Source organism: Dyadobacter sp. (genome assembly GCF_039919315.1).
Classification (GTDB): domain Bacteria; phylum Bacteroidota; class Bacteroidia; order Cytophagales; family Spirosomataceae; genus Dyadobacter.
The window spans coordinates 40133-57659 of sequence record NZ_JBDSFX010000017.1 but is presented as its reverse complement, the minus strand read 5'-3'; the positions used below and the strand labels follow the sequence as shown (position 1 = coordinate 57659).

The following is a 17527-nucleotide window of genomic DNA, read 5'->3' as shown; positions in this document are numbered from 1 at the left end:
CGCATGCCAATAATGATCTGTAATCAGGATCTTTATTGGCATGATATTTCGCCAACTTCTGCTACTGAAACTCCTTTTTTACCTGATCGTAAATAGAGTACACTTTGTCGACCAGCAGTTGACACTCCTTGTCACTCAAATGGTCAATCGTGTTGCTCACTGCATTGGACACCACTTTGCCCTCATCGCTCAGCTTCGCTCCTTTTTGCTTGATGACACTAAGTACACTTTCCCACTCATTAATGAGCCCCTCAGAAAAATATCTGGGCTCAATGATATTAAAATAAGCGGATTGTGATTTCAACTTTTGCTTGAGTCGGCCTGATTCTCCGGCAACTTTGAGCTCCTCGACCAATTTGGTAAGTTCAATGTAAGCGAAGATGTTTGATTTTTTCATAACGTTGAGATTGGAGGAGTAATTTAATAATCTGACTGCTAAGATACAGACATGCAACTCCTTTTTTTAACAAATATTAGAATCTTTACTTTATCTTAATATATTCTATTAGAACTATCCTATTAGCTCTTTCTATAATTTCTCAAGAGCGCCTGTTGAGCCCCAATGTGCTTTCCGCTCACATTCTCATCAAAATGCACATTAAATATTCATTAAAAAAACCCACCAGTTGTGACTAGTGGGTGACTTTGTTAAATGCAAATTTCCAAAATAATTACCAGCGCTCGATATCTACCTTGCGATGGTAATCCCCCTGCTCGTTTCCGAACGGCAGAAAGAGGACGAGATGACGTAATGTGTCATCATATTTGGCCGATATGTTCTCTATATCCACACCGTCGGGAATTACGAAGGTGTTAATGAAACGAACTGTTTTCCACTGCTCTTCGTCGGGAAGGTTGTCCTGTGAAAATATGGGCAGCAAATGGAATAATTTAAGGTTATTAGAATTTTTCTTCCCCTTTACTATCTCCAATTGCAGATCTTCTACCTCAATGCCAGGAATTTTCACAACCACTTCAAAACCCTCCGATCCTCTGTCAAGCTTGATAGCGGGCTCACTCATTCCACCGTTGATGGTATTGATAAAATCAATATTCATCAACATTTCCTGTGGTATTTTTAGTTTGCTTTCCATAGCTATTGCGTTTAAGATTCACAAGTTTCCTCATAAACGAAAAACTACGTGCCAAAGATCATTTTTTGATGAAATTCGAAAATAAAATATTTAAATCTATTACCACAACACCCTGTAAACAAACACGTTAAGCAATTTACACAAAAAGTTGGGGCGATAATAGAAATTTCTACATTCCCCAACTAGCGCCAAAATTACAGGCTGCATACCCAGTAGGAAGACATTTTGTCCTGATTTAGCCTATCAGCGATGAATTATCGGTCATTATGCCCCAGATTTCGATCGGGAGCCAGGATATCTCTTACTAATTGCTTCATTTCCTTAGGTTCAGGAAAATGCCCTTCTCTCTTTCTGTCCCAAATAACTTGCTCACCTATACTGATCATGTATCTGCCTGCGACCTCAGAGGGGACCAGCTGCACAGCATGCAAATCTTCGGTAAATGTGGTTAACAGCTCCTGTGCCATCCATGCCGCCCGTAAAAGCCAGCCGCATTTGGGGCAGTATTCAATCGTGATTGTAGGTTTCATAAGCCAAAATGGTCATTCCAAATTGTTAAACACTACAAAGGAATTAAAAAAGCCGTGAAGGATGTCCCTCACGGCTTTCGAATGTTAACCTAACCCTTTAATCTTGATGAGAAAGCCTTGATAAGTTTCCCCTAACGCTTTACAAATGTAGGCAGCAGCACAACCGCTTTTTAGAGTGGAAAACCCTGATTTTACAACCAGGTAAGCTTACAGCCCATAGCCGGTAATACTCCGCGAAGTAGTAAGTAGAACTACGTGATTACCAAAGCGATAGCAAAAGTAATAGTTGATTTGCAGCCAGTTACAAAAAGCCGTTAAATCAATTGGACGCGCATTGCTTGCCGTTGACTGAAGTAAAATTTAACTTTACTTATAAACCATTTAACTAAATTTTCAAAAATTTCAGTCATGCCACAGTACAGAGGAACCGAAGGCCAGCTTATTTCAGTAAGGGAAGCAAAAGCATTTGCAAAACGTCACCAGAGTAGAAGAGAGGATGTTATAAAGGGGGGCCACAACTATGTGGAAGCAGAATTTTTCGGCCTTGAAACTTTTCAGCAATTGCTAAAAGAATGTGGTGGCAAACCTGTTGGATTCCGGGTATATTATGGAGTGAGAGACGAAGACCACGATGGAGACGAGCCAGTTGTATGTGTGGACGGAGATGGCAAAGGCAAATCAACACCTAGACTTATCATTGTACCGGTAGATGCTCATGGCGTTGACCTCTCGGGGCTGATGAGTGTTGGAGGACATAAAGATATGCCAGAAGATGGCAAGGTACTGGTAAACGGTCCGATCTGTCCCCGCCATTGTTAAAATTTAATATCAATCAAATGCTTGAGAATTATGTCTCTTATTTCCAAAGACAACCTTTTGCAAGTATTCCAGTTTTCTTAACCCTCCTGCCGATTTTTCTGATCTGGCGAAGAAAAGCATATCAGGATAGAACGTTTCTAATCCTGCTCATTTATTTGATTGTTAAGTTCGGGATTGATTTCATTATGTTTGATTGGGCATCCGAAAAGCGTAACACCGTTATTTTTTACAATCTGGGCGTCCCGATCAGGTACATTCTAATAAGTTGGATGTATTATGATAAGCTGGAAGCAAAGGCGCAAAAGCTGTGGGTTCTTGTCATGATGCCAGTATTCGTTATGTTTTCAATCTGGGACATGATTGATACCAATCCTTCCCTACAAGACCTGCATAACCACAAAATGGTTTTGTATTCGACCACAGTCGAGAGTCTTTTAATGCTATTTTGGATACTGTTATATTTTTACAACACGATAAGAAGCTTAAAAATACCGAATCTGCTCAGCTACCCTTTCTTTTGGATCTGCTCGGGATTATTACTGTATTATTCAAGTTTCCTGTTTATTGCACCGGTTCTACATTACGCGTCACAATGGGAACAGTGGTTGGAAATAGGGTTTCTGTCCCATATTCCGTATATTTTCGAAAGCGTGAGCATTATACTTTTTAGCATTGGAATCCTTCAATTTCCAAACGGACCTTATGCAAAACAATGAAGAACTAAAACTGGCATTACTGATAGCATTGATTGCAATGCTAATGATGGCATTTTTTGTGATCTCTTTTGTGATGTACTACCAAAAAAAGAAGTTTGAGGAAGAAAAGAAGATCAATGACATTGAAAAGAACTACAACCGCCTTCTTTTGGACACCGCGCTCAACTCCGAAGAGACTGAACGAAGGCGCATTGCCCAGGATCTTCATGATGACATCGGCACCATGCTTTCTCTCACCAAACTTAGTCTGAACCAGTTAAGTAAGCTGGTAAGCAAATCCGGTGATGAAAAGGAAGAGTCTATCATGAAGAAGTCCCAGTCGCTCGTCGAGGAGACGATTTTGCATGTACGACGAATCACCAGAGATCTTGTCCCCACGACTTTGGAACGCTTCGGATTGATGGAAGCAATTGAAGAATTCATCCATAAGCTGGAAGAAGACAATAACCTGGTCATTTCGTTTCAATCTAATACGGAAGAATTCCCCAGACAGGGCCAAAAACTCGAACTTACCCTGTACCGAATTATGCAAGAGTTGGTGAATAACGCCATCAAGCATGCGAATTGCTCTAAAATCGAAATTTCACTGGAAGTAAATGATAAATTGATTGGTCTCAGAGTGACAGACAACGGCGTCGGATTTGATCCCGAAAAAATTAAGGAAAACAATCTGGCGGGGTTGGGTTTGTTAGGTATTGAAAGCCGCCTTGCCATTGTGAACGGGTTTGTCCAATATGATAAACCAAAAAAAGGCGGTTCGAGCGCTTTCGCACAAATACCGGTCATGCCGGTTTCTGAGAATAAACCTGAACCATTACATCCATTCCGCAGGGAAAAAGTGAATATTTGAAACTTATGAAAACGCTTAAATTAGGAATAGCTGACGATCACGAATTATTCAGAAAAGGCTTCATCTCCATGCTAAGTGGCATTCCGGACTTTGAATTCGTTCTGGAAGCAGCAAACGGACAGGAATTGCTGGACCGCTTACCAGCCAACACGCCGGACATCGTTTTCATGGATCTTCAAATGCCGGTAATGGACGGAATACAAGCAACCGAGGCTGCATTTGAGCGGTTTCCGAGCATCAAGGTCATCGTAGTTTCGATGTATAATGAAGACCGGTTCGTTATACATATGCTCGAAAAAGGCGTTCAGGGTTATTTATTGAAGGATACCAGCCCGGACGAAGTAGAAAAAGCCATTCGCAGGGTAGATGAAGAGGGTTTTTATTACAACGACTTTGTTTCCAAAGCCATGCACCGTAAAATGGTGACCCGGCAAGTGAATAAGCACCCTTTTTTCCCAAATGCCTGTAACGTTGCCTTATCTGCAAGAGAAAAAGAAGTACTTCAATTAATTTGCGACGGACTTTCCACTGCCGAAATAAGCGACAAACTTTTTATCAGCATCAGAACGGTAGAGGGTCACCGTTTAAGGGTTTTAGAAAAAACCGGTACCAAAAGCACAGCCGCCGCAGTAGCATTCGCATATAAAAACCAGCTGCTGTAATTCAAGCCCCTCTCCTTCCGTTTCATTCTGCTATTGTTCTGGAAACTACTATGATTTTATAGTATCTTTCCCGACGTAATATCTTCGTAGCGCCATGAAAATCCTAGTTGTTTGCACCAATCACGATATTTATCCTACCAAATCAGGAAAAACAGGGTTATGGCTGAGCGAGCTGACCCATTTTTATGACGTGATGGTCAAAAGACGTATTTTAATAGACCTTGTCAGTCCGTTGGGCGGGAAAATACCTATTGACGAAAGAAGTATGGACCTGAAAGATGAATGCAACGCGCTTTATTGGTCTGACGCCACATTCAAGCAAAAACTCGAAAACTCATTTTCTCCTTCTCAGGTCCACGCGGACGATTACCGGCTCATTTACTTCGCTGGTGGCCATGGCGCGATGTGGGACCTTGCTGAAAACGTAGCATTACAGCAAATTACAGCCCGTATTTACGAGAGAGGTGGAATGGTTTCGGCTGTTTGCCACGGCGTATCTGGGTTACTGAATGTTAAGCTTTCGGACGGTTCGGTATTAATACAGGACAAATACCTGACCGGGTTTTCTAATGTCGAGGAGGCCCTGGCGAGTTTCGTCAGTGAGGTACCCTTTTATCTGGAAGACAAGCTGAAAGAGCGTGGTGCGCATTACACCAAAGCCATGATCCCGTTCATGGAGTTTATAGAACTGGATGAAAGACTCATTACAGGCCAAAATCCAAATTCGGCCCGTAAAGTTGCCTCAAAGGCGTTAGAAGAGCTTTTTGAAAAATAACTCAGGCCTTGATTTTCAAGTCTCCGAAAAGTGATTTGAATGTAGGTAAGATAATATCTTTCTCCGACACAATCGGGTGCTCCACTCCCCAATCGATACCCAGATCAGGATCGCTCCAAAGTATACCTGATTCGGAAGCTTTATCATAAACATTGGTGCATTTGTAGCTAAAAATACTGTCTTCGAGCGCTACAAAACCATGCGCAAAACCTTCCGGAATGTAGGCGATATTATTAATGTCGCTGCGGAGTTCAAAAATCTCGTGTTTACCGAATGTTGGAGAATCCGGACGAATATCTACTGCCACGTCCAGCACACGGCCTGAAATGACCCTCACCAGTTTTCCCTGCGCAAAAGGAGCGTTTTGGAAATGCAAACCCCTTACAACACCTTTTTTTGAAAAGGACTGATTGTCTTGCACAAAATGGGTTGGCAAGCCTAATTTTAGAAACACCTGCTCATTATAGGATTCAAAAAACATCCCGCGCTCATCTTCAAAAACACGAGGGAAAATCTCAACTAAACCGGTAATGGAAGTTTCTCGAATCTGCATGGAAATATTTTTGTATTAGTTGGTGGTGCAAAGTTTAATCTTCGGGCAAATTTATGAATCTATTTATAGAGGTTGTAATTTCGGCGCAATATTTCCAAAATCATGACTTACGAAGAGCTTTTTCAACAAATTTCCAGCAAAAAATCCTACCTGTGCGTTGGTCTGGATACAGACATTAGAAAAATTCCAGCCCATTTGTTGAAAACGGCCGATCCTGTTTTCGAGTTTAACAAACAGATCATCGATGCCACTGCCGATCATTGCGTTTCTTATAAGCCAAACATTGCGTTTTACGAAGCACAGGGAGCAAAAGGTTGGGAAAGCCTTCAAAAGACGATCGAGTACATTCCGAAAACACATTTCACAATTGCAGACGCCAAACGGGGTGACATTGGCAATACATCCGGACTGTACGCACGCACCTTTTTCGATCCTGTCTCTTCCGGTTTGGATTTCGATTCCGTAACGGTAGCACCTTATATGGGCAGCGATTCCGTAAAACCCTTTCTGGAATTTGATAATAAATGGGTTATCCTGCTCGCATTAACTTCCAATTTGGGAAGTTCCGATTTTCAACGATTGGAATTTGATGGTTCCGCGCTATATGAACACGTTCTGCGTACCTCCCAAACCTGGGCTGGCGCGGATAGGATCATGTACGTGGCAGGCGCTACGCAAGCCTCTGAATTTCAGAAAATAAGGACCATTATTCCCGATCATTTTCTGCTGGTTCCAGGCGTTGGCGCGCAGGGCGGAAATCTGGAAGAAGTTTCCCGGTTCGGTATGAATGCACATTGCGGCTTGCTCGTTAATGCGTCCAGAAGCATCATTTATGCGGGTAATGGCCTTGATTTTGCGCAAAGAGCCAAAGAAGAAGCATTGGTTCTCCAAAAAGAAATGGAAACGTATCTTAACAAATATTGCAACTGAGAAAGCCTCCTTTAATAAAAATACTTACAGCTAATTCATTCATTTTCAATGCAACTTTCTGACCAACATACATATTCAATTCAGGGAATCGATCCACACCAACTAGTTGAACAATTCGGCAGTCCGCTTTACGTATACGATGGCGCTACAATCCGCCGGAAAGTGACCGAACTTCAGCACGCGTTCCCTGGCGTTAATATGAAGATCAAATATGCATGCAAGGCCAATACGAATCTATCGATACTGCGATTAATGCGTGAAATCGGTGTTGAACTGGATGTAGTATCCCCTGGTGAATTAGAAATGGGAATGATCGCTGGCTACGAGGGCAACCAGATTACTTTCACCCCTAGCGGCGTACCATTTGAGGAGGTGAAGGAAGCAGTGGAAGCAGGTGCGATCGTGAATGTGGACAGTATTCCGCTTTTAGAATGGTTTGGGCAAACGTATGGTAATACCAAACCATGCCTGATCCGCATTAAACCCAATGTAGCGGCTGGCGGGAACGTTAAAATCATGACGGCCCATGCCGACTCCAAATTCGGGATATCGGTACTTCTTTTGGACCAGATACTGGAAGTTGTAAAAAAATATAACATTAAAATCATCGGTCTGCACCAACATACCGGGTCTGACATTAAAGATGCAGAGCCGTTTTTGAAAGTAGCCGATATCCTGTTTGAAACCGCTAAACATTTCCCCGACCTCGAAGTCATTGATCTGGGCGGCGGCTTTAAAGTCTCCTACCTGCCCGGTGACGCCATTACCGATATGGATCTATTGGGCAAAAAGATTTCTGAAAGATTTGAAAAATTCTGTTCTGAGTATGGCAGAAAGTTACAGCTTTGGTTTGAGCCCGGTAAGTTTCTGGTGAGTGAATCAGGTTATTTGCTGGTTAAAACCACTGTTGTGAAGGAAGATCCTGCGCGTCATTTCGTTCACGTTGATTCGGGGCTGAATCACCTGATCAGGCCGATGATGTACGGATCTTACCATCATATTTTGAACGTTTCCAACCCTGCTGGCGAGGTTAAACCTTATAATGTAGTCGGTTACATTTGCGAAACGGATACATTTGCTTCCGACCGCGACCTTCCTCAGGTACGCCCGGGAGACGTTCTCGCCTTCCTCAATGCTGGTGCGTACGGATTAACCATGAGCTCCAACTATAATGCCCGTTTTCGCCCTGCGGAAGTTCTGGTAGACCATGGTGTTGCAAAACTCATACGCAGGCGGGAAACGTTGGACGACTTGCTGAAAACTCAAATAGAGATTTAGGACTCCTACGCAATTACCTCCTTACTACATTCCATACCGTTTCAGAAAACGCCATTTTGTCGCGTAATTTCTGAAAATGTGTATTTCTATGTCAAAATTTCCGCTTTTAGCCTTCGGCATGCGTTTTTGGTGGTGTGTATATCATTAAAAACCAGTCATCGCCATGAATTTTAACCAATATACAATCAAGGCGCAGGAGATTATTCAGCATGCTGCGCAAATGGCCCAGGGCAATCAGCAACAGGCTATTGAAACCGGGCATGCGTTGAAATCGATTCTAGAGGAGGATCCAAATACAATGTTGTTTCTTCTCAATAAATTGAATATCAGTCCCGAAGTTTTAGAAAACCGATTACAGAAAGTGCTGGATGGCTACCCACGGGTGAGCGGCGGGCAACCTTATCTGGGAAATGATATGGCTGCGGCCACCGGAAAGGCGCAAAACTATCTGAAAGAATTCGGGGACGAATTTATCAGTATTGAGCTTCTTATTTTAGGGATATTGAGCGGAAAAGATTCCACAGCTACCCTGATGAAAGAGGTTGGATTTAAAGAAAAAGAGCTGATCAACGCAATTAAAGAACTCAGAGGAAAAAATAACCCGGTGAAAGATCAAAATGCAGAGGCTAAATACCGTTCATTGGAACGTTACAGCAAAAATTTGAATGAATTGGCCAAAGCCGGAAAAATTGACCCGGTTATTGGTCGGGATGAAGAAATCAGGCGCGTCCTGCAAATTCTGAGCCGCCGTACTAAGAACAATCCGATCCTACTGGGTGAGCCTGGTGTGGGTAAAACTGCGATTGTGGAAGGACTCGCCCAGCGAATTGTGCAGGGTGATGTTCCGGAAAACCTGAAATCAAAAATCGTCGTGTCCCTGGATATGGGCCTTTTGATCGCAGGAGCCAAATACAAAGGTGAGTTTGAAGAAAGATTAAAAGCCGTCATCAAAGAAGTAACTGACTCAGATGGTGAGATCGTGCTCTTCATTGATGAGATACATACATTGATAGGTGCTGGCGGTGGTGGTGAAAGTGCTATGGATGCTGCCAATTTGCTCAAACCCGCATTGGCCCGCGGTGAATTGCACGCAATTGGCGCCACCACGCTGAAAGAATATCAGAAATATATGGAAAAGGATAAGGCGCTTGAACGCCGTTTTCAGGCCGTCATGGTGGATGAGCCTAACATTCCCGATGCCATCAGTATTTTGCGTGGTATCAAAGAAAAATACGAGCTGCACCACGGTGTACGAATTCAGGATGACGCGGTTATTGCTGCTGTGGAGCTTTCGAACCGCTACATCAGCGACCGTTTTCTGCCGGACAAGGCCATTGACTTGATGGACGAGGCCGCTTCTAAGTTACGCTTGGAAATGGATAGCGTTCCCGAAGAACTGGACGAGCTCAATCGCCGGATCATGCAGCTGGAAATTGAACGCGAAGCCATCCGTCGGGAAAACAACAAGGAAAAAGAGACCGTACTGAATAAGGAAATCGCTGACCTGAGCGAGGACCGCAATACCCTCAAAGCGCAATGGGAGAACGAAAAAGGCAAAGTCAATGAGGTTCGTACATTGAAGGAGCAAAGCGAGCAGCTGCGCCTGGAAGCCGAACAGGCCGAACGCGCGGGGGATTTCGGAAAAGTAGCGGAGATACGCTACGGCCGGATTCCCGAGGTTCAGAACAAACTCGAAGAACTTCAAAAATCCGAAAGTGCCCAAAGCCTGATGCAGGAGGAGATCAGACCGGAAGATATCGCCGAAGTAGTAGCCAAATGGACTGGAATACCCGTCAGTAAAATGCTTCAGAGCGACCGTGAAAAATTGTTGCAACTGGAAGATCACCTGCATCACCGTGTTGCAGGGCAGGACGAAGCCATTGAGGTCGTTTCCGACGCTGTCCGCCGTAGCCGGGCGGGATTGCAGGATGCAAAACGTCCCATCGGCAGCTTTCTGTTCCTCGGACCAACTGGTGTTGGAAAAACAGAATTAGCCAAAACATTGGCCGAGTACTTGTTCAATGATGAGAATGCAATGGTGCGGATCGATATGAGCGAATACCAGGAACGCCACGCGGTAAGCAGGCTGGTGGGAGCGCCTCCGGGATATGTGGGTTATGATGAAGGTGGCCAGCTAACAGAGGCTGTTCGCAGAAAACCATATAGCGTCATTTTATTGGATGAAATTGAAAAAGCACATCCGGACGTCTGGAATATCCTTTTGCAGGTACTGGACGAAGGCAGGCTGACTGATAACAAAGGACGTGTAGCGAATTTCAAGAACACGATCATCATCATGACTTCGAATATCGGTAGTCACATTATCCAGGAGAAATTCGCGGAAGATGAAGGTTGGAACCATACATTGGTCGTCGAAGAAGCGAAACAAGCCGTTTTGGATTTGCTCAAAGCTTCGGTAAGGCCTGAATTTTTGAACCGTATCGACGAGATTGTTCTTTTTGAACCATTGTCTATGAAAAATATCCGCAAAATCGTGGATATCCAGTTCAAAGGAATTCAGAAGATGCTTTTGGAGCAAGGAATCACACTCGATGCGACCGATGAAGCTCTAACCAAATTAGGCGAAGACGGTTTTGATCCCGCATTTGGTGCCCGTCCTTTGAAACGAGTGTTACAAAGACGAATCCTAAATGAACTTTCGAAAGGTATCCTCAGCGGACAGGTTGCGAAAGACTCGGTGATCATGATGGAACTCAACTCAAAAGGAGATCTGATCTTTGAAAACGTCGGCGGAGTGGAAATTTAAGTCCAGGTAAAATCATAAATCAAAGAGCGGCCAGGCGGCCGCTCTTTTTGTTTCTACACATTGGAGAATTCCCGAATTCCGATTCCACAACTGTGGTAAGCTTGCTACGGCTTCCCCGGCTCAGTTAATCGGAAAATACGTCTCCATTTTTGGCATAATTTTTGTACAATTATTTATCTAAATAATCTAACCCTTATAATTTTACTAATTCGTGGTACAATCACTAAATTCATTCAAAGTTGCAATTCTGGTTGCTGATGGGTTTGAGCAAGTAGAAATGGTGTGTCCCAGAAAAGTTCTAAATCAAATTGGTGCTACTACCCATTTAATTTCTCCCAATAAGGATTTTGTCAAAGGATGGAGTCATTTGGATTGGGGAGAAAAACATAGGGTTGATGTTCCGCTTGATATGGCGCGTGCAGAATATTATGATGCACTCTTACTTCCTGGTGGTGTGATGGGGCTCGACGCTTTGCGGATCAATTACAAAGCAATCGAGTTTGTGCGGTCATTTTTTAATGCTGGAAAACCGGTGGCGGCGATTTGCCACGGCCCACAGATATTAATTGATGCAGATGTGGTAATAGGGAGGACATTAACTTCATATGCCTCTATAAGGCACGATCTTGAAAATGCGGGTGCGATTTGGGTCGATCAGGAAGTGGTTACCAATAACGGTTTGATAACAAGTCGCACAACCGACGACCTGTCTGCCTTCACCAATACAATGGTCAGGGAATTCAGTATGGAACTGCATCATTAGCAGTCAAATAGCGCTTGTTAGAAGTAATAAGATTAGGAGCACCTCTTGGACGAGGTGCTTTTTTTACGACTTGATTTTTAGTCCCAGTCTCAGCATCTGAGCACCCAGCAACATCAAAGTCATGGCAATGAATGGGCCCAGATCAAAGTATCCGCTGTCCGCAGGAGGGTTAGGAAACGTCATGGTATTTAAGATCATCAATCCTATTCCCATCACTCCCAGCGCCAATCCCCACCATTTGAGAGCTGCAAGTTTTTGAACCGAAATGGCAAACAAAACCAGATATGTACTAATGAACATATCCCAAGCCACATCAATGCCCAGATCAATTAACCTGAGAGACTGCTTTATCAATTTTAAATTTTGACTTTCCGCGCTTTTCGCAGATAGGTCAATTCCAGTCTGAACGGCCATCTGAGCACTTAACATGATCGCACAAACCGTAAATGCAAGACTACCAAATACGAAAGCCAGATTCGCAATGTGAGACGGAAACCAAATATTTACATACTCCTTGATTGAAAACAAAAAGACGATACCAAGAATTGGAAACATCATTGCCAGAAAAAAGACGATCGGGTCCGGCAAAGAAGTAAACGCAATGATGAGATAGGATGTCACTGATAGCATACCCGCTACTCCCCCGATCATTGTCAGGTTTTTGTTTTCCTGAACTGTAAATAAGCCCTTTTGTATTTCTTGCATGATTAATTTAAAATAGTTGCTGAATCTTATTCGACAATTAAAATAACCATTGCATAGTACAACTTCCGACCAAGTTACCATCCGGCATATATGATCCAGTTAACGGGCGTCAACAAGACTAGAAATGCCCAATTGCCCATTTTATCAAAGCAGAATTCTTATTGCTCGTTAAGTTTCAAAGTTGATATTTGCAGTTTAAAATGTTCCCGAACTACCAATGACATTCATTTCGCTTCAAAACGTCTTCGTACGCAAATATGATTCAACCGTATTGTCTGACTTCAACTGGAATATCGAAAAAGGTGAGAACTGGGCGATAATTGGACCGAATGGTTCGGGAAAAACAGTTCTTCTTGATGTGGTCACAGGCAAATGGCCCGTGGCATCCGGGAAAATCGCGTACGGCTGGACAGAGGCATTGCGCGACACCATTGAATTGGTCTCTAATGATTACTCGTTCAACAGGATTGTGAGTGCCGGTGCCGAGTATTATCAGCAGCGTTTTCATGCCTATGAATCAGAAAGAGCCCCTACCGTCCGGGCAATTCTGACGGATCAGCTCAAACCGGTCGGTACCGTTGATGACAAATCAGTGAATTTGCTACCGTCCAAAGTTAGCGAAGAGGCGCTCCTGGAAGTGAGTGAGCTGCTATCCATTACGCATTTGCTCGATCATCCCTTTGTAACGCTATCCAATGGCGAAACACGCCGGATGCTTTTGGCCAAATCGCTCTTGAAAAAGCCAAAGGTACTGATGCTCGACAATGCATTTAGCGGCCTGGATGTACATTCACGCGAGGTTTTAAGAGATGCACTTGCTGCACTATCGACGCAAGGGATAACGATCATCATGGCTACGACCGCTACCGAAATCCCGGCCTGCATTAGCCATGTACTGGAACTGAATGATGGAAAAGTTGAAAAACAATCTCCTATTGCGGATTTCAAAGCCAGACTGGACAACATCCATTTACCGAAACCTGATCCCGCTAAACTTGCACATTTCGGTCATCCTGAATTCACAACATTCGAATACGCGCTGGATTTACGTAACATTAAAGTAAAATATCACGATCAGCTGATCCTGGCCAATGTAAACTGGAAAATAGCAAAGGGTGAAAAATGGGCCTTATCCGGCGCAAATGGCTCTGGAAAATCAACATTGTTGAGTATTATCACCGCTGACAACCCCCAAAGATTTGCCAATGATTTTGATTTGTTTGACCAAAAACGAGGTGGAATTGGCGCTTCGATCTGGGATATTAAACAAAAGATAGGGCACGTTTCGCCTGAGTTGCATCTCTACTTTCCACGCAATACGACTGTTTTTAAAACCATTGCTTCCGGATTTTTTGATGCGACGGGCGTCTTTTTCAAAAAATTGACTGGCATTCAGATCGAAAGAGTACATGAGGTTTCAGAACTGTTGCACGTGCACCATTTGATAGAAAAGGACTTTTCACAACTTTCAAAAGGGCAACAGCGAATGGTATTACTGGCCCGAGCACTTGTCAAAAACCCGCCGCTACTCATTCTCGACGAACCCTGCCAGGGACTGGACAGCGAGGCCATTGAATATTTTAAATCAGTAGTAGACGCGGTTTGTGATACACCTGAGAGGACACTCATTTATGTCTCACATTATCCACAGGAAATACCAGGCTGCGTGACGTATTTTTTGAAATTGGAGAAGGGGGTGGTGGTTGACATTTAATCCGTCAACGCCTGCATAAACTCAATAACCAACGCAATCTCCTTGGGCGACAGGTTCAATTTATCAGCCGCTAATGTCTGGTTAGGCACTTCCAATCCCAACCCTGCACCACCGCCCTCATTATAGAATTCCATTACTTCCTCCAAAGTACTGAAAGCACCATTATGCATGTAGGGCGCTGTTTTTGCAATATTCCGGATGGTAATGGTTTTGAAAGCATTTTTCCATTGTGGAAACTGGTTATGGACACCTCTTCCCGGATCGTGATCGAGCAATGGATGTTTCAAATCAGCATTGGCTGTAACGCCCAGCACTTCCGATTCCGTCCGCTGGTAATCTGGCGGCACGGTACCATTAAACAGAGGCACAAAATGACAGGTACCACATTTTGCTTTCCCCATAAACAGATTAAAACCATTCACCTGGTTATCAGTTAAAGCCTTTTTATAACCGCGCATATATTTGTCAAAAGGGGAGTTGAAAGGATTCAGCGAACGCACAAATGCGGCAATTGAATTCTGAATGTACACCGGTTGAATATAGTCCAGCTCAGGGTATGCTTTGGAAAACCGCTTTTTATAATCACTATCCGACCCGATAAGCCTCGCAATGTCGTCCATCGAACCGTGCATTTCAGCTTTGTTATGGATCACATCCGCGGCCTGGTCTTCCAGCGACGGAGAACGCAGATCATAAAACAATGCCTGTTGCAAAGCTGCATACATAATGGTTGGTGCATTCCTTTTGAGATTCTCATCATCAAAACCTTTACTCGTTTTCAGGCCATCCGTAAACGCCAACTGAGCCTGATGACAGGAGCCGCAGCTCGTTTTACCATTGCCCGAAACGCGCGGATCGTAAAACAATTTTTCCCCCAATGCGATACGGTCCGCCGTGGAACTGAACTTGGTATTGGAAAGCAAAGCTTCGGGATCAAATGCACTTTTATCAAACAAAGTAGCAGCGTCTCCCCGCAAAAGTCTGTGGTCTCTGATGAAGGAAATGCCTGCCAATTTCTGATTATCGTGTAAATTAAGACACAGGGGATTGATGTAGTCTGCAATGAATACCGCCCGGTTAAATTCATTGAAACTCTTACTATTTTTTAAAAAACTAACAGTCGCATTCGTAAGCTTTGTAAGTTTCTCATACTGAGGCAAAATGTCTTTATACGCATCAATATAATGCTGAAACGACCCTATAACTACCCTGCTTTCGGCGATAGCATTCCCCGATGCAGGTGTATCAAAGCCTGAAATTCCAAGCGTGATCAGGCGGAACATTTCAAGGCGCAGCGCATCCAGTATCTGCGAATCGGTCAGCTGAATGTCCTTCCACAATGTCTGGATCCGTTTCATATTCACCTGCGTTTTGCGGATATGGCGGATTAGCTCTTCTTCATCAATCGGCTCTTCGGTATAGATTAGTTCCTCAATCACTTGGAACCCGCCCGGCTCAAATACTGCGTTCTCCTCGTCCTCAATCTCGTCCAGTGGCGCACCATTCACCAGCCGGATCGTGGTAGGAAAAAAGTACTCAGCAAATGCTTCCGTTTTCTTGTATTGCAGCCGAATGCTAATGAATTTTTCCCGCAGCACTTCTTCCTTTTGCCTGGATTTAGCTAATCCCAGAAGCTCTTCATTCATCAAAATCAACGAATCGAGATCCTGATTAAACTGGCTGTAAAGCTGATCCTTCGGGCTCTTTTTAGGCTGGCAGTAATTCAGCAGCAACACACATATCAATGCCAGAACAATGCGTAAAAATTTTTTCATCGTATAATAAAACAAGGAAGGCCCTCCTGAAAAGGCCTTCCAATATGATACAGCAGTATTTGTTATTTTTTGATCCCTTGAACGATGACCGTCTGGCCACCTTCCTTATTGGTCGAAATGCCGCTTCCGTCGGCACCTTTGTATTTATCATCCTGCCAGGTATGCGGGTGCAGGTTGATCATAAATGTTTCCGGAATGCCTACTACATCCGAAATATCGATCATCGCGCCGTACTCCCAGGTGCTTAGTGAGTTGTTACCTACCGAGTTATACTTCGCATTGAACAATCCATCGTCGCGTCGGTGATGCATCTGCAGCATTGCTTTGCTCTGCTTGGTAGCAAGGTTATACTGCCAGATCGTACCGTCGTGGTCATTGTTTTTATAGAATGAATCACCGTCTTCCTGCACGTACACATAGTTTTCCGTTACGCAAATGTTGTCCGGGTTCACGATGAAGCCACCTGGCTTATCCTCACCGTCCATGATGATTTGCAACTTGCCGATCAATGGATTCGCAGCATCGAATTTCAGGTTGTAAACACGTCCCCACATATTCTTACCAGCTACCGGAGTTACTTTATCAGCCTGGCTCACGCCTGTTGCTGTGAAGTAAATGTCACGGCCTGCACCATTGCCGCCTTTTTTGTAATCAATATCTTCAACGCGTGCAAACTGGATCATTTTCTTGTCCACCGTCTGTGCCTGCAATTGCGTTCCGGTACTAGTCTTCACATCATCAAACGGCACAAATTCCACGTCGTACACCTGGCCTTTTACCATATCGGTCTCCACACTTTCCTGGTTTGTGCGGCGGAGTGCGTACAATTTACCGTTATTCAAGTCTCCTACTACGTCCGAAACGTAGGCTACAAGCTGCCCGTTGGTATCATCCTCTCCGATGATAATCACAGTTTTACCAGGAAAGGCATCCTTAGGCAATGGTACCGCATTTTCAGCATTCCATTTACCGAATGCACTCACAGTTCTTGTTTTGTTCTTTTTGTCGGCAGGAGCAAAAGGATCGATCGCGTGCGTCATCGACTCTGAGCTACTTTCACCGGCTGTGAGGAAAACAGGGCCGAAACCATGTTCCTGAGGTGTGGCCAAAGTAGCAGAGCATAACCGCCATTGTCCGCCTTCCGCGTCCACAATGTATTCACCCTTAATTGGTTTCAATTCCTTATCCAGGTAAACCCGTGATACCGAAAAGTGGATTTCATGATTGTTGATCATCACATAGCCTTCTCCATTCGGGTTTTTCACGAATGCACCGCCGTCTGGCTGGGCGCCGTAAATGAAGTCAGGAGAATCCTGCAGCTTGTCGTCAGAACTGATTAAGGTTGTGATTTTCAGGTCCTCAAAGCCTGGTAAAGTCCTGATCAACGAAGGGTTAACGGATCTGTTGATTAATTTCGCGGAAGTTACCGGCGGCTCGTGGTCTTTGATACAGCTGGTAAAAGTCATCGAACCGCAGATCAGTACGGCCGCGGCTGTCCTTTGAATGAGAGAAAAATTGTTGTTCATGGTGAGATAGTTTTGAAAGATTACAAAGCTAACCCCGCCATCGCTCACCAATTTTAACGCATCATTAAGC

General features: G+C 44.0%; 17 protein-coding genes. 10 read left to right on the top strand and 7 right to left on the bottom strand.

What is annotated here, in order from left to right:
- Positions 1-61: 61 nt before the first annotated feature.
- The 3 genes from ABIO93_RS04485 to ABIO93_RS04475 all read right to left on the bottom strand — a co-directional run bounded on the left by ABIO93_RS04485 (position 62) and on the right by ABIO93_RS04475 (position 1624).
- Positions 62-397: a hypothetical protein gene (locus ABIO93_RS04485; RefSeq protein ID WP_348064870.1), complete on the bottom strand. Its 336-nt coding sequence runs from the start codon at positions 395-397 to the stop codon at positions 62-64.
- A 274-nt stretch (positions 398-671) separates the two neighbouring features.
- Complete coding sequence (locus ABIO93_RS04480) at positions 672-1094, bottom strand: Hsp20/alpha crystallin family protein (protein WP_348064868.1); 423 nt, start codon at positions 1092-1094, stop codon at positions 672-674.
- Positions 1095-1348: 254 nt separating this feature from the next.
- Positions 1349-1624, bottom strand: a complete 276-nt coding sequence (locus ABIO93_RS04475) for a SelT/SelW/SelH family protein (RefSeq protein ID WP_348064866.1) — start codon at positions 1622-1624, stop codon at positions 1349-1351.
- Positions 1625-2032: 408 nt separating this feature from the next.
- On the opposite strand from ABIO93_RS04475, the gene ABIO93_RS04470 reads away from it, so the two are divergent.
- From ABIO93_RS04470 to ABIO93_RS04450, 5 genes are all read left to right on the top strand, one after another.
- Entirely contained in the window at positions 2033-2443 is a 411-nt protein-coding gene (locus ABIO93_RS04470; RefSeq protein WP_348064864.1) for a hypothetical protein, read from the top strand.
- 17 nt (positions 2444-2460) lie between these two features.
- Complete coding sequence (locus ABIO93_RS04465) at positions 2461-3159, top strand: hypothetical protein (RefSeq protein WP_348064862.1); 699 nt, start codon at positions 2461-2463, stop codon at positions 3157-3159.
- Positions 3146-4009, top strand: coding sequence for a sensor histidine kinase (locus ABIO93_RS04460; protein ID WP_348064860.1), 864 nt, complete (start codon positions 3146-3148; stop codon positions 4007-4009). The genes ABIO93_RS04465 and ABIO93_RS04460 overlap by 14 nt, the downstream gene beginning before the upstream one ends.
- Positions 4010-4014: 5 nt before the next feature.
- Positions 4015-4671 (top strand): response regulator transcription factor, encoded by a 657-nt coding sequence (locus ABIO93_RS04455; protein WP_348064858.1) that lies wholly within the window; start codon positions 4015-4017, stop codon positions 4669-4671.
- 94 nt (positions 4672-4765) lie between these two features.
- Positions 4766-5446: a type 1 glutamine amidotransferase domain-containing protein gene (locus ABIO93_RS04450; RefSeq protein WP_348064856.1), complete on the top strand. Its 681-nt coding sequence runs from the start codon at positions 4766-4768 to the stop codon at positions 5444-5446.
- A 1-nt stretch (position 5447) separates the two neighbouring features.
- On the opposite strand, the gene rfbC is transcribed toward ABIO93_RS04450, so the two are convergent.
- Complete coding sequence (gene rfbC / locus ABIO93_RS04445) at positions 5448-5999, bottom strand: dTDP-4-dehydrorhamnose 3,5-epimerase (RefSeq protein WP_348064855.1); 552 nt, start codon at positions 5997-5999, stop codon at positions 5448-5450.
- A gap of 102 nt (positions 6000-6101) precedes the next feature.
- Here rfbC and pyrF point away from each other — a divergent pair, with 102 nt between their 5' ends.
- The 4 genes from pyrF to ABIO93_RS04425 all read left to right on the top strand — a co-directional run bounded on the left by pyrF (position 6102) and on the right by ABIO93_RS04425 (position 11737).
- The gene (gene pyrF, locus ABIO93_RS04440; protein WP_348064854.1) at positions 6102-6929 is read left to right on the top strand and encodes an orotidine-5'-phosphate decarboxylase; all 828 of its coding nucleotides are present in this window, start codon (positions 6102-6104) and stop codon (positions 6927-6929) included.
- 48 nt (positions 6930-6977) lie between these two features.
- Positions 6978-8207, top strand: a complete 1230-nt coding sequence (lysA, locus tag ABIO93_RS04435) for a diaminopimelate decarboxylase (protein ID WP_348064852.1) — start codon at positions 6978-6980, stop codon at positions 8205-8207.
- Positions 8208-8370: 163 nt separating this feature from the next.
- Positions 8371-10974 (top strand): ATP-dependent chaperone ClpB, encoded by a 2604-nt coding sequence (gene clpB, locus ABIO93_RS04430; RefSeq protein ID WP_348064850.1) that lies wholly within the window; start codon positions 8371-8373, stop codon positions 10972-10974.
- A gap of 211 nt (positions 10975-11185) precedes the next feature.
- On the top strand, positions 11186-11737 hold the full coding sequence (locus ABIO93_RS04425; protein WP_348064848.1) for a type 1 glutamine amidotransferase domain-containing protein: 552 nt from the start codon (positions 11186-11188) through the stop codon (positions 11735-11737).
- Between the two features lie 63 nt (positions 11738-11800).
- On the opposite strand, the gene ABIO93_RS04420 is transcribed toward ABIO93_RS04425, so the two are convergent.
- Positions 11801-12442 (bottom strand): hypothetical protein, encoded by a 642-nt coding sequence (locus ABIO93_RS04420; RefSeq protein ID WP_348064846.1) that lies wholly within the window; start codon positions 12440-12442, stop codon positions 11801-11803.
- Positions 12443-12659: 217 nt separating this feature from the next.
- On the opposite strand from ABIO93_RS04420, the gene ABIO93_RS04415 reads away from it, so the two are divergent.
- Positions 12660-14156: an ATP-binding cassette domain-containing protein gene (locus ABIO93_RS04415; RefSeq protein ID WP_348064844.1), complete on the top strand. Its 1497-nt coding sequence runs from the start codon at positions 12660-12662 to the stop codon at positions 14154-14156.
- On the opposite strand, the gene ABIO93_RS04410 is transcribed toward ABIO93_RS04415, so the two are convergent.
- Together ABIO93_RS04410 and ABIO93_RS04405 are read right to left on the bottom strand one after the other, a co-directional pair.
- Entirely contained in the window at positions 14153-15931 is a 1779-nt protein-coding gene (locus tag ABIO93_RS04410) for a cytochrome c peroxidase (protein ID WP_348064842.1), read from the bottom strand. The genes ABIO93_RS04415 and ABIO93_RS04410 overlap by 4 nt on opposite strands.
- 62 nt (positions 15932-15993) lie before the next feature.
- Positions 15994-17457: a hypothetical protein gene (locus ABIO93_RS04405; protein WP_348064840.1), complete on the bottom strand. Its 1464-nt coding sequence runs from the start codon at positions 17455-17457 to the stop codon at positions 15994-15996.
- Positions 17458-17527 lie beyond the last annotated feature (70 nt).